This is a genomic window from Actinospica durhamensis (genome assembly GCF_018139695.1).
Classification (GTDB): Bacteria; Actinomycetota; Actinomycetes; order Streptomycetales; family Catenulisporaceae; genus Actinospica; species Actinospica durhamensis.
Map to the genome: position 1 here is coordinate 63904 of NZ_JAGSOG010000009.1, position 12315 is coordinate 76218.

Below are 12315 nucleotides of genomic sequence, written 5' to 3' on the forward strand. Positions count from 1 at the left end.
GGGCACCATGCGCCTCGGCGCGGTCATCCTGACCATGGGCACCCGCCCCGCCGAACTGCGGGACCTGCTGCGCTCGGTGGCCGAGCAGCAGGGCGACCCGATCGACGTGGTCGTGGTCGGCAACGGCATCAAGGCCTCGCAGCTGCCCGGACTCGAGCAGGTGCGCACCCTCGACCTGCCGGAGAACCTCGGCATCCCCGGCGGACGCAACCGCGGCTTCGACCTGCTGCGCGCCCTGCCGCCGGAACAGCGCCCCGAGGCCGTGCTGGTACTCGACGACGACGGCAAGCTGGACGGCCCCGAGGCCGCCGAGCGCATCCGCGCCGCCTTCGAGGCCGACCCGCGCCTTGGCATCGTCTCCTTCCGGATCTGCGACCCGGTCAGCGGCGAGGTACAGCGCCGCCACGTCCCGCGCGTACGCGTGGGCGACCCCAACCGCTCCAGCAAGGTCACCACCTTCCTGGGCGGCGCCAGCGCCATCCGCACCGCCGTGATCGACCAGGTCGGCGGCCTGCCGGACGACTGGTTCTACTGCCACGAGGAGACCGATCAGGCCTGGCGCGCGCTGGACGCCGGCTGGTCCATCGAGTACCGGGCCGACCTCACCCTGCTGCACCCCAAGGCGGCCCCGAGCCGCCACGCGACCTACGCCTACAACGTGGCACGCAACCGAGTTTGGCTCGCCCGGCGTAATCTCCCTGGGGTGCTCATCCCCGCGTACCTCGGAGTCTGGGCGGCGTTAACCTTCGCTCGCACCAGGAACCGGGACTCCCTGCGGGTCTGGCTGCGGGGTTTCGCGGCCGGATGGCGCACCCCGTGCGGTCCCAGGCGGCCGATGAGCTGGAGTACGGTGTGGCGGATGACCAGGCTGGGCCGCCCCCCCGTGATCTAGCAGGCCTGGTCAGGGCCACCGCAGCAGAGCGTGTCACGACGGATACTGGAAGTCAGGCGAAGGCAGTGAGTGAATCCGCCGAGATCGTCCTGGAGGAGCTGCCGGCTCCCCCGGTCGATCCCGAGTACGCCGAACTCGGCGGCACCAAGATGGCCGACAAGTACGGCCTCAAGCAGAGCGGCAAGCGCCCGCCGCTGCTGGACTACATCCGCATCCTCTGGGGCCGGCGGCACTTCGTCACCGGCTACGCCAGTGCGAAGAACCGCGCCCTGTACTCGGACGCCAAGCTCGGCCAGATCTGGCAGCTGCTGACCCCGATCCTGAACGTCGCGGTCTACTTCTTCGTCTTCGGCTTCCTGTTCAGCCAGAGCCGGGGCGTGCACGACTTCCTGCTCTTCCTGGTCATCGGCGTGTTCCTGTTCAACTTCCTGCAGACCGCGATGGTCTTCGGGTCAAGGTCGATCAGCGACCAGCTGGTGCTCATCCGCGCGCTGCACTTCCCCCGCGCGGCGCTGCCCATCTCCGCCACGATCATCCAGCTCCAGCAGCTCGGCTTCTCGATGCTGATCGTGCTGATCGTCGCCGCGGCCACCGGCCAGGTGCCGACCTGGCGCTGGCTGCTGATCGTCCCGGCGCTGGCCCTGCTGTTCACGTTCAACACCGGCATGGCGCTGATCGTGGCCCGGATGGGCTCGGTGCTGACCGACACCAGCCAGCTGCTGCCGTTCATCCTGCGCACCTGGATGTACGTCTCCGGCGTCATGTACAGCATCGCGTCCGTCCTCAAGGACCACCCGGGCGTCCCGGTCTGGATGATCAACCTCGCCTACTACAACCCGGCCGCGCTGTTCATCACCCTGGTGCGCAACTGCCTGATGAGCAACGACTACGCGGTCGCCCACGCCTGGCAGTCCCCGCTCTACCAGCCGCCGTTCGCCTGGCTGATCATGCTGGGCTGGGCGGTCGCCTTCGGCATCGGCGGGTTCGTGTACTTCTGGAAGGCAGAGGAGCAGTACGGCCGTGGCTGAGAAGCAAACCATCCTGCCGAGCCAGGTCCTGCGGGCCGTTCAGGGCATCGACGGCGAGCACGCCATCTCGGACGAGGAGATCGCCGCGCTGCGGGCGCAGATCCTCGAGGAGCGGGCCAAGCGGCGCGCCGAGGCGGCCACCAACCCGCCCACGGTCGTCGTGGACAACCTCAACATCATCTACCGGATCCACGGCGCGGGCACCGGCCGCGGCTCGGCCACCGGAGCGCTCTCGCGCATCGTCTCGCGCCGCACCTCGCCCACCGTCCGCGAGGTGCACGCCGTGCGCGGCATCTCCTTCGTGGCCCGGCGCGGCGAGAGCATCGGCCTGATCGGGCGCAACGGCTCCGGCAAGTCCACCACCCTGGCCGCGATCGCCGGCCTGCTGCCCCCGGAGAGGGGCGGCGGCGTCTACACCGACGGCCAGCCCTCGCTGCTCGGCATCAACGCCGCGCTGATGCCGGACCTGACCGGCGAGCGCAACGTGATCGTCGGCTGCCTCGCCATGGGCATGTCCCGGGCCCAGGCCAAGGCGTCCTACCAGGGCATCGTGGACTTCTCCCGGATCGAGGACACCAACCCGCACGCGATGAGCCTGCCGATGAAGGCGTACTCCTCCGGCATGGCCGCGCGGCTGCGCTTCTCCATCGCGGCCTCGCGCGAGCAGGACGTGCTCATGATCGACGAGGCCCTGGCCACCGGCGACGCGAAGTTCCAGAAGCAGAGCGAGGAGCGCATCCGCGAGCTGCGCGCCAGCGCCGGCACCGTGTTCGTGGTCAGCCACTCCATGGGCGCGATCCGCGACACCTGCGACCGGGCGATCTGGATCGAGGCGGGCAGGATCCTGATGGACGGCGACGTGGACGAGGTCGCGGACGCCTACGAGCAGTGGTCGAAGCAGGGCTGAGCCGGCAGGTTGTTCCGTCGCCGTGGGGTGCGGCGGTGGCACGGTAGGCGGTGGCCGCTTGGGGGCGGCCGCCGCCGGCACGCGGAGTAGGGATTTCGGGCGAGTACGAGCAAGGCGGGTTCCGGCATGCGCATAGACGGCAAGGGCTTCCTCGCGACACTCGGCGTCTGCACCCTCGTCCTGGCGGTTCTCACCGTCTGGCTCTGGCCCCGGCTGGCCGGCTCGGGCGCCAAGGCCCTGGCCGGAAGGGTCGGCCTGCTGCTCGGCACGCAGCTCTCCCTCGCGGCGACATTCCTGTTCGCCGTCAACGCACTCGGCGGGTTCTACACCTCCTGGGGCCAGCTGTTCGGCACCGCGTCGGCGAAGTACACGATCGTCAACCGGGGCGCCTCCGACGCCGCGAAGGCCGACGCCCGAGCCCTGACCGGCGCCTCCGCCCGCACGGGCGGGGGCGGATCCGGCGGCGGTCGCGGCTCCGGCCGAGGCGGCCCCGGGTCGGGCTCAGGCGGCCTCGCCGCCACCAAGTCCTTCATCGCCGCCGAACTCGGCGGGGTACGCAGCGGCCTGAGCGCGAGCCTGCAGATCTACCCGCCGACGGACTACGCCAGCCGCGCCGAGGCCCACCGCCACTACCCGGTCGAGGTCGTCAACCTCACCGGCGGCTCCCCGAGCCTGGCCTCCGCCATATACCAGCAGGTCGCGAACACGTATCAGGTCATGGTCGTCGTCGTCACCGGCACCTCGGACGCCGCGCCTGCCTCGCCCACCGCGACCGTCTCCACCGCGTCCGCCGGCTCGACGGCGTCCACCAGCTCGACGGCGTCCACCGCGCCTACTGGCTCGACCGGCTCGGCCTCCCTCCTGACCATCCCCGGCGTCAACGTCCCGCACGGCGAGCAGGGCCAACTCTTCTGGTCCCAAGATCTCCAAGGCGCCCTGCGCGCCCACTACCGCGTCGACGCGTCCGCGCCCGACTGGGGCATGGCCGGCGTCGGCCAAGACGGCACCGCCGCGGTCAACCTCGCCGTGCAGGACCCGTCCCACTACGGCCTGGCCGCCGCCGGGGGCGACTGGACCCACACCGCCGCGTCGGAGAGCTGGCCCGGCATCGACACGTACCTGGCGTCCGTCCCGATGCCCGCCGTCGCCCTGCTCTACGACCCGACCGTGGGCGACGTCCCGGCCAGGATCCAGGCATCCAGCGGCGCCCTGCGCATCACCCGCCACTCGGGCCTGACCCTGGTGGACGAACTCGACTGGCTCGGCCGGTCCCTCGAGGCGAACGCGGACGTGCGGGTATGAACCTGACCGGCGACCTGTTCCTGGCGCTGCTGATCCTGCTCACGATCGGCGCGTTCACCGGCGTCATCCTGCTGTGGCGCAGACTGTCGGGACGCAACTGGCGAGCCGTGCTCGGCCGGGTCGGCGTACTCGGCGGGGCGCAGCTCATGGTGGTCGTCCTGGTGGCCGCACTCGCCAACGACTACTTCGGCTTCTACGGGTCCTGGCACGACCTGTTCGGCTTCGCCACCCAGACCCAGAGCGTGTTCCAGAACCCCGACCAGGTCGGGACCCGGGGCCGGGGAACGGGAACGGCCCTCGGCGCCGGCGGCACCGTCGGCAGGCAGCTGCTCAGCGTCCAGTCCATCAGCGGCCTGAACCTCCCCAGCGGCACCGCGCCCGCCGTCACCGGCCAGACCCAGAACGTCACCATCCAAGGCGCCGTCACCGGCCTGAGCACCCAGGCGATCGTCTACTTCCCGCCGCAGTACTTCCAGCAGGCCTACCAGGACTACCGCTTCCCGGTGGCGATAATCTCCACCGGCTACCCCGGCGACCTGCAGGCCCTGGAGAACCGGCTGAAGTACCCCTACCGCCTGCTGACCGGCCTCAACGGCCACACCGACCGGCCGGTCGTGCTGGTGATGACCCAGCCCTCGCCCACCAGCGTCGGCGGCACCGACACCGAGTGCACCAACGTCCCCGGCGGCCCCCAGGTCAACACGTTCTGGGCCCAGGACATCCCCACCGCACTCGAACAGGCCTACCCCCGCCTCGCCACCGACGCCCGCTCCTGGGGCCTGATGGGCGACAGCACCGGCGGCGACTGCGCGTTGAAGGTCTCGATGATGAACTCCGACCGCTTCGGCGTGGCCGTCTCCCTCTCCGGCGACTACAACGCCCCCGAGGACATCACCACGGGCAACCTCTACCAGAACCAACAGTTCCGCGACGAGAACAACGTGATGTGGCGCCTGCGCAACCTCGCCAAGCCCCCCATCGCAGTCCTGCTCGCCAGCAGCCTCACCGGCGAGAACGACATCTCCGCCGTCCAGGAGTTCGTCCGCCTGACCAGAGGCACCCCCCTGCGCACCTCGACCCTCCTGCGCAACGAAGGCGGCCACAACTTCGCCACCTGGAACGCCGAAATAGCTCCCGCCCTCCAATGGCTGACCAACACCCTGACGTCCCCCACGCCCCTGCCGCGCGTCTGAAACTCGCGGCCGGGCGACGTGCCGTCGTGCCCGAGTGCCGAGCCTGAGCATCGCGTCTGAGCTTGGCGCCTGAATGCGCGGGGCAGGTGGTGGGTCACGCGCAGATGCATGCGGAGGTGGGACGGCAGGTCGAGCAACAGGCGGTTGGTAGGCGGTTGGTCATGCCCTGCCGCCGGATTCCCCCCACAGCCCCCGCCGCGGTGTTTCCCCATGTCAGTGCCCTCGGCGCGATTCGAACGCGCGACCTACCGCTTAGGAGGCGGTTGCTCTATCCCCTGAGCTACGAGGGCGGGATGCGCCAGTCCAGCTGCCGCTCGACCGTACAGCTCTCGCAGAGACCTGTACCGTCCGCGATAGCTTACAGGTTGACGCTCTTGCCCTCGAACCAGGTTATGGTCCCCCGCAACGCGCCGCCGCGCCGCTTCGCTCGCGTGCCTGCTCCGCACTTAGCTCGCGTGTCCGCGTGTCCGCGTGTCTGCTCCGCGCTCGCCGACACTTGCCGGCCGGCGCTCTCCCGTCGGCGCTCGTTCTGCCGCCTCCGCACCGCCCCGAAGAACCTCCGCGAAGAAAATAGGATGCGGGCCCTCACCTGCGGCACGTACTGTCCGTAGCATGCGCCGCCTCCCAGTTCCGGAACCCGGGGAACCTGACAGCCGGTCCGCCACCCGGCTGCTGTTGTGGATATGGCGGGATCAATGGCGGTCCCAACTGCTCGGCATGACGTGGGGCGTCTCCTGGATGCTGTCCCTGGCGCTCATGCCGGCCGTGATCGGGCGGGCGATCGACCGGGGCTTGGTGCACCGGTCGGCGAGCGGGCTGTGGGAGTGGGCGTCGGTCGCCATCGGGCTCGCGCTGTTCACGGCGATGGCCGGGGGGATGCGCCACCGCAGTGCCATGACGAACTGGCTCTCCGCGGCGTACCTGGCGATCCAGATCACCTCGCGCCAGTCGGTGAAGGTGGGCGCCGATCTGCCGCGGCTGATAGCCAGCGGCGACGTGCTGGCGATCGGGACGACGGACGTGGAGGCCATCGGCAGCACGTTCGACATCTGGGCCCGGCTGACCGGCAGCTGCGTTTCGGTCGTCGCGGTGGCGGTGATTCTGCTGACGTCCTCGGTGCCGCTCGGCCTCGTCGTGCTGGTCGGCGTGCCGGTGATGATGATCGGCACCGTGCTGCTGCTGCGTCCCCTGCGCCGACGTCAGGACGAGTACCGCGACCTGCAGGGTTCGCTGACGGACCAGACGATCGACATCGCCCAGGGCATCCGCATCCTGCGCGGCATCGGTGGCGAGGAGACGTTCTCCGCCCGCTACGCGACGATGTCGCAGAGGCTGCGCGTCCTCGGCGTCGGCGTCGGACGGATCGAGGCGTTGCTCGCTGGACAGCAGGTGCTGCTGCCCGGGCTGCTCACCGCGCTGGTGACGTGGCTCGCGGCGCACTTCGCGCTGCGCGGCGACATCACGATCGGCCAACTCGTGGCCTTCTATGGGTACGCGTCGTTCCTGGTGCTCCCGCTGTCCACCTTCGGCGAGGCCGCGGACGCCTTCACCCGCGGCCACGTCGCCGCGGACCACATCATCCGAGTCCTGCGGCTGGCCTCGCCGATCACCGAGCCCGAGCAGCCGCAGCCGATGCCGGTCGACGGCGCGGTGCTCGAGGAGCGCGAGTCGGGCCTGCGGATCGAGCCGGACAGGTTCCTCGCCGTCGCCTGCGCGGACCCCGGCGACGCGACCACGCTCGCCGAGCGCCTCGCCCGGTACGTGGACTCCGGTGAGGCCCGACTCGGCGAGGTCCCGCTCAAGGAGCTGAAGGTCGGTCAAGTGCGCCAGCGGATCCTGCTGTCGGACAACGCGGACCGCATCTTCGCCGGAACCCTCCGCGCCAGCCTCAGCGGTGTCACGACCGCGACGGACGAGCAACTGCGAGACGCCCTCAAGGCCGCCTCCGCCGAAGATGTGCTGGCAGGCCTCGACGCCGGTCTGGACACCCCGGTCGAGGAGAAGGGCCGCAACTTCTCCGGTGGCCAACTCCAGCGCCTGCGCCTGGCCCGAGCCCTGATCGCCGACCCGGAGATCCTGGTCGCCGTGGAAGCCACCAGCGCCGTCGACGCCCACACTGAAGCCCGCATCGCCGAACGCATCGGCGCCTACCGCCGTTCCCGGGCAGTCGACGGACGCAATGCCGCTGATGAACGCAATGTCGACGGTGGACCCGATACCGCCAACGGACGCAATGCCGCCGATGGACGCAACGCCAACGGTGACAGCGGTGCGGACGGCATCAGTCGTCCCGGCGGCAGCCACGGTGCCGATTCACTCAGCCATGTCGGTGCGCAGAGTGGTGCTAGCGGAGGCGGCTTCGACGCCGACGCCGACGGACCTGCCGTCCGCACGACCGTTCTGTTCACCACGAGCCCCCTCGTCCTCGACCGTGCCGACTCCGTCGCCTACGTCGAGAACGGCCGAGTCACCTCCGTGGCCACGCACGCCGAACTCCTCGCCCGCGACGCCGGTTATCGCAGCCTGGTCACGCGCGGCGAGTCGGACGAGCAGCCCGACGGTAAGCCGCAGGACGAGTCTCATGGCCAGCCCGGCAGTGAGCTCCAGGACCAGCGACTTCTCGGCCAGGCCGGCGGCGAGCTTCAGGATCGGCAACTTCTCGGCCAGTCCGGTAGCGAGTTCCAGGACCGGCAACTTGTCGGCCAGCCCGGCGGCCAGCCTCAGGACGAGGAGGGTCCCGACCAGCCTCAGGACTCTTCCGCAGTGGAGTCGCCGATCCCGGGTGCGGACCCGGATCTCACGCACGTCCCCGAAGGAGCGCTGTCATGAGCAGCACGACCATGTTGCCCGTGGCAGACCGCTCCGCCGTGCGCGCCTACGCCCGTGAAGTCGGCCGTCACTACCGGCGGCAGCTGATCGTCCTCATTGCTCTGTCGTCCTTGACCACCGTTGCGGGGCTCTTCGCGCCGCGCCTGCTCGGTGACATCGTCCAGGACGTGCAGGCGGGCACCACGGCCGACCACATCAACCTGCTGGCCGGGCTGCTCGTGGTCTCGGTCCTGATTCAGGCTGCGCTGAACCGTTCCGCGTACATGGCCGGCAAGGTCTTCGGCGAGAGTGTGCTGGCCGAGTTGCGCGAGAGCTTCGTCGACAGTGTGCTCGATCTGCCGCTTTCGAAGGTCGAGCAGGCAGGCAGCGGTGACCTGATCAACCGCGCGTCACGCGATGTCAGTGCACTACGTCTGGCTGCCCAGCAGGGCATCCCGACGATTCTCGGCGCGGCCACGTCCAGCGTGCTCACAGTCGGCGCGTTGGTGCTGACCGCGCCTCAGCTGGCTGTCATCGCGGTGATCACGCTGCCGGTGCTGCTGACCGTCACGCGCTGGTATCTGCGTTACGCCCGGGACGGCTACCTCGCCACGAACGCCACCTACTCGGCGCTGATCGAGAACATGGCGGGCACGATCGAGGGCGCGCGAGCCGTCGAGGCGCTGCGCCTCGGGCCCGGACACGTTCGCCAGACCGACGCCGACATCACCACCTCGTGGCAGGCCGAGCGGTTCACGCTGCGGCTGCGCAACGTGCTCTACCCGGTCACCGAGGCGTGCCAGCTCGCCCCCGCCGGTCTCATGCTGCTGTTCGGCGGCTATGGCTACACCCGCGGTTGGGTGAGCATCGCGCAGGTCACCGCGGCAACGCTGTACATCCAGCAACTTGCGAATCCCGTTGGTACCCTCCTCGACTGGCTGGACACCATTCAGACCGGTTCGGCCTCACTCGCCCGCCTCGTCGGCGTCTCCCACATCCCGGCGGACCGCACGGCCACCGGGGTCAGCCCGGATCCGACCGATCCGCGACTCGAGGCTCAGGGCGTCGGCTACGCCTACGTCCCGGGCCGCGAGGTCCTGCGCGACGTCGATCTGACGCTGCGTCCGGGCGAGCGGCTGGCGATGGTCGGCCCGTCCGGTGCGGGCAAGTCCACCCTCGGCCGCCTGCTCGCAGGTATCAGCGCGCCCACACGCGGCAAGGTCTCGATCGGCGGCGCGCCGCTGGTCGAACTCCCGCTCGGCGAGCTGCGCGGCGAGGTCGCCCTGGTCACCCAGGAACACCACGTGTTCACGGGCACGCTCCGCGAGAACGTCGTGCTCGCCCGCCCCGACGCCCCGGACGAGGACGTCCTGGCAGCCCTCGCGGCCGTGGACGCCGACGCCTGGACTGAGCCGCTCGAGCACGGCCTTGACACCGCCCTCGGCTCCGGCGGCCTCGAGCTGAGCGCCCCGCAGGCCCAGCAACTCGCGCTCGCCCGCCTGGTCCTCGCTGACCCGCGCGTGCTCGTGCTGGACGAAGCGACCGCCCTTCTCGACCCGCGCGCCGCCCGCCACCTCGAGCGTTCGCTCAACGCCGTACTCGAGGGCCGCACTGTGATCTCCATCGCACACCGACTCCACACGGCGCACGACGCCGACCGCGTAGCCGTGATCGAGGACGGGAGAATCGCCGAGCTCGGCTCCCACCACGAGCTGATCGCGGCAGGTGGAGCGTACGCCCGGCTGTGGGACAGCTGGCACGGCGCGTCCGACCAGTCTTTGCCGGATGGACACGCGGGTTAGCTACGATCAGAGTGCTATGAGTTATCTGGATGACGAGTACGACGAGGACTGGGGCCGCGACGAGAACGCCCTGGTCGCCCCGTCGGGATACGAGCAGACCCGCGACGACACGGACTTCGGCTGGGGCGAACGCACCTGGTCGGACAGCCCGAACGGGACCGATGAGGACCTAGACCGTTTCCTCGCCGAACGCCCGCCGCACCACGGCGACTGACGTTCGCGGCGAACGACGAATCACAGCTGAATCACAACACCTCCTGTACTGGGGGAAGAAACCGGGGCAGGGCCGCGGCCGTTCAAGGGCCACGGTCACGGGGCGACACATATCCGCGCAGGTCGGCAAGCTGCGGGGTCGATAACGGCCGGGCGGGCGGTGGTCGGCTGCCGGTGCGGCCAAGCTCGCAGCGGCTCACCTCGCGACGGCCTGGTTCGGGATGGTCTGGTTCGCGACGGCCTGGCTTGCGACGCTCTGGTGCGCGCCAGCTGGGTGCGGGACAGCCGGACCTGCGACCGCATGACCCGCGACGGCGATCGAGTCCGGTACTGGTGGCGTGCGACCCAGGGCCGACGACGCGGTGGGGTCGCGTGCCGACGTTGAGCTCGGAGTCAGCACAGCCCATGGGCGCAGCGCCGATACGCCGAACGCGAGCGCGGCGCCGGTGAGCATGGAGGCCGCCGTGCGGTGCCGCCGACGTCGGAGGCGGTGCCTCGTCAGCATGGGCCGCAGCTCAGGCGGATAAAGCTCGGATGCGGGGAACGTCCGCTTCACCGAGGCTGCGGCGAAGCTGAATTGTTCATGGGGCGGCGCGTCTGGCGCCATCGAGGATGTCGCCGGCATCAGTGCGGTGGCGCCGGGCGGGGGAGCGGTGAAGAAGGTCGGCTGAGGCGGCGCCGAGGGCTGGAACATGTCGGGCGGCCCGAGGTCCGGAGATGGATGCGGGGGCTGTCGCGGCGGGTGTGTGTCGGGTGACGTGAACGGTGCGGTCCCGGGATACGGCGGGGTCCCGAAGTGCGACGCCTCGGATGGCGTGGCGGCGGGTTGATGAGGCGCGGACATCGGATGGGACAGGTCGGGGTTGGCCGTGCTTGGGTGTGCCTCGGTCGCGGAAGACACGCTCGCGGAAGTCGCGGAAGTCGCGGAAGACATGGGCCCGGGCGTGGCGGTGGCATGGTGGGGCGGAGGTGCTGAGTGCGGCGGCTCGAACTGGGCGGCGCTCGCGTGCGGCCCGGGTGTTGAATGCGCTGGCTCGGGTTGGGCGGCGTACGGGTGCGGCCCGGGTGCTGAGTACGACGACCCGGGTTGGGCGGTGCTCAAGTGCGACACGGGCGTTGAGCGCGCGGGCTGGAACTGGGCGGCGCTCGCGTGCGGCCCGGGCAATGCGTACGTCGGCCCGGGTTGGGTGGTGCTCGGATACGGCCCGGGTGTTGAGTACGGTGACCCCGGTTGGGTGGTGCTCGGGTGGGGTCCGGGCGTTGAGTGCGATGGCTCGGGCGGGACGGCGGTGGTCGGGTAGCGCGCGGGCTCGGGTGCGGCGACGTCATCGGGTGCGGCTCGATGGGTGCTGCGGATGCTGTGAGCGCCATAGGCGTTGTGGTCGGTGTGGTCGGTGTGGTCGGTGTGGTCGGTGTGGTCGGTGTGGTCGGTGTGGTCGGTGTGGTCGGTGTGGTCGGTGTGGTCGGTGTGGTCGGTGTGGTCGGTGTGGTCGGTGTGGTCGGTGTGGTCACTGTGGTCAGCGCGGTCGCTGTGGTTGCTCTGGTCGACGTGGTGGCTGTCGACGCTGCGAGAGCTGTGGACGGGGTTGTCGTGCTCGTTGGGCTGGTCGTGCGCGCTGTGGGCGTCTAGTTCGGCGCTGGGGTTGCGATCGGCTTGGGGGCGGCGCGCGTGGCGGCTCTCGTGGGCGGGGTCTGCGTCACGGGCCAGCTCGGTGATCTGGGGAGCCGGTTCGGCGATGGCGAACAGCTGCGGGCGGTGCTCATCTCGGGCCCAATTCAGGGCCCGATCCATGTCTCGCTCGTGGATGCCCTGCCTGTACATGTCCTGCTTGTGAATCTCCTGGTCGTGCAGCTCCTGGTTGTACAGCTCCCACGTGTACGTGTCCTGCTCGTACATCTCGCGCTCGTAGATCCTGCGGTCGCGCATCCCACCGTCGTGCGTGTCCGGCTCGTACATCTCCCGCCCCTTTCCGACTTCCCGTCTCTGGTGGAGACGTCGTTCTGGCATCCGTTCCGCCCTGCTTGCGGGCTTGTCTCCCGCCCTGCCTGCTGCACTGCCGTGAGCCCTGGCCGGGTCATCGACCGCTGCCGGTGCGGAGCGATCGACCCGGACAAGTGATCCGGACCACTCGGCCTGGAGCGTCTGGTGCCCGTCGGCCACCCGGCCCAC

General features: G+C 70.2%; 9 protein-coding genes and 1 tRNA gene. 8 read left to right on the forward strand and 2 right to left on the reverse strand.

The features are described 5' to 3' along the window. Positions 1 to 7: 7 nt before the first annotated feature. The 5 genes from KDL01_RS03615 to KDL01_RS03635 all read left to right on the forward strand — a co-directional run bounded on the left by KDL01_RS03615 (position 8) and on the right by KDL01_RS03635 (position 5322). A complete protein-coding gene (locus tag KDL01_RS03615; protein WP_368861508.1) occupies positions 8 to 892 on the forward strand; it encodes a glycosyltransferase family 2 protein in 885 nt (294 codons plus the stop codon). A gap of 65 nt (positions 893 to 957) precedes the next feature. Beyond that, positions 958 to 1920 carry an ABC transporter permease gene (locus tag KDL01_RS03620; protein WP_212526860.1) on the forward strand — a complete coding sequence of 321 codons (963 nt, stop codon included), beginning with the start codon at positions 958 to 960 and terminating at the stop codon, positions 1918 to 1920. Positions 1921 to 2008: 88 nt separating this feature from the next. Next, entirely contained in the window at positions 2009 to 2827 is an 819-nt protein-coding gene (locus KDL01_RS43025) for an ABC transporter ATP-binding protein (protein ID WP_281415222.1), read from the forward strand. Between the two features lie 126 nt (positions 2828 to 2953). Then, positions 2954 to 4129, forward strand: a complete 1176-nt coding sequence (locus KDL01_RS03630; RefSeq protein ID WP_212526862.1) for a hypothetical protein — start codon at positions 2954 to 2956, stop codon at positions 4127 to 4129. Beyond that, the gene (locus tag KDL01_RS03635) at positions 4126 to 5322 is read left to right on the forward strand and encodes an alpha/beta hydrolase (RefSeq protein WP_212526863.1); all 1197 of its coding nucleotides are present in this window, start codon (positions 4126 to 4128) and stop codon (positions 5320 to 5322) included. Before KDL01_RS03630 ends, KDL01_RS03635 begins: the two co-directional genes overlap by 4 nt. 217 nt (positions 5323 to 5539) lie before the next feature. Here KDL01_RS03635 and KDL01_RS03640 read toward each other — a convergent pair. Continuing rightward, a tRNA-Arg gene (locus tag KDL01_RS03640) sits at positions 5540 to 5612 on the reverse strand. Between the two features lie 427 nt (positions 5613 to 6039). Here KDL01_RS03640 and KDL01_RS03645 point away from each other — a divergent pair. From KDL01_RS03645 to KDL01_RS03655, 3 genes are read left to right on the forward strand one after another with little or no spacing between them, the layout of a single operon-like run. Beyond that, a complete protein-coding gene (locus KDL01_RS03645) occupies positions 6040 to 8151 on the forward strand; it encodes an ABC transporter transmembrane domain-containing protein (RefSeq protein WP_212526864.1) in 2112 nt (703 codons plus the stop codon). Continuing rightward, positions 8148 to 9932: an ABC transporter ATP-binding protein gene (locus tag KDL01_RS03650; RefSeq protein WP_212526865.1), complete on the forward strand. Its 1785-nt coding sequence runs from the start codon at positions 8148 to 8150 to the stop codon at positions 9930 to 9932. Before KDL01_RS03645 ends, KDL01_RS03650 begins: the two co-directional genes overlap by 4 nt. Before the next feature lie 16 nt (positions 9933 to 9948). Continuing rightward, positions 9949 to 10146 (forward strand): hypothetical protein, encoded by a 198-nt coding sequence (locus KDL01_RS03655; protein WP_212526866.1) that lies wholly within the window; start codon positions 9949 to 9951, stop codon positions 10144 to 10146. A gap of 195 nt (positions 10147 to 10341) precedes the next feature. Here KDL01_RS03655 and KDL01_RS03660 read toward each other — a convergent pair whose 3' ends face one another. Further along, positions 10342 to 12102, reverse strand: a complete 1761-nt coding sequence (locus KDL01_RS03660; protein WP_212526867.1) for a hypothetical protein — start codon at positions 12100 to 12102, stop codon at positions 10342 to 10344. Positions 12103 to 12315 lie beyond the last annotated feature (213 nt).

Bases quoted from the DNA above. Each gene is read 5' to 3' on its own strand.
- KDL01_RS03650 (WP_212526865.1), top strand. From the start codon at position 8,148: ATGAGCAGCACGACCATGTTGCCCGTGGCAGACCGCTCCGCCGTGCGC.
- KDL01_RS03645 (WP_212526864.1), top strand. From the start codon at position 6,040: ATGACGTGGGGCGTCTCCTGGATGCTGTCCCTGGCGCTCATGCCGGCC.
- KDL01_RS03660 (WP_212526867.1), bottom strand. From the start codon at position 12,102: ATGTACGAGCCGGACACGCACGACGGTGGGATGCGCGACCGCAGGATC.
- KDL01_RS03630 (WP_212526862.1), top strand. From the start codon at position 2,954: ATGCGCATAGACGGCAAGGGCTTCCTCGCGACACTCGGCGTCTGCACC.
- KDL01_RS03615 (WP_368861508.1), top strand. From the start codon at position 8: ATGCGCCTCGGCGCGGTCATCCTGACCATGGGCACCCGCCCCGCCGAA.
- KDL01_RS03655 (WP_212526866.1), top strand. From the start codon at position 9,949: ATGAGTTATCTGGATGACGAGTACGACGAGGACTGGGGCCGCGACGAG.
- KDL01_RS03635 (WP_212526863.1), top strand. From the start codon at position 4,126: ATGAACCTGACCGGCGACCTGTTCCTGGCGCTGCTGATCCTGCTCACG.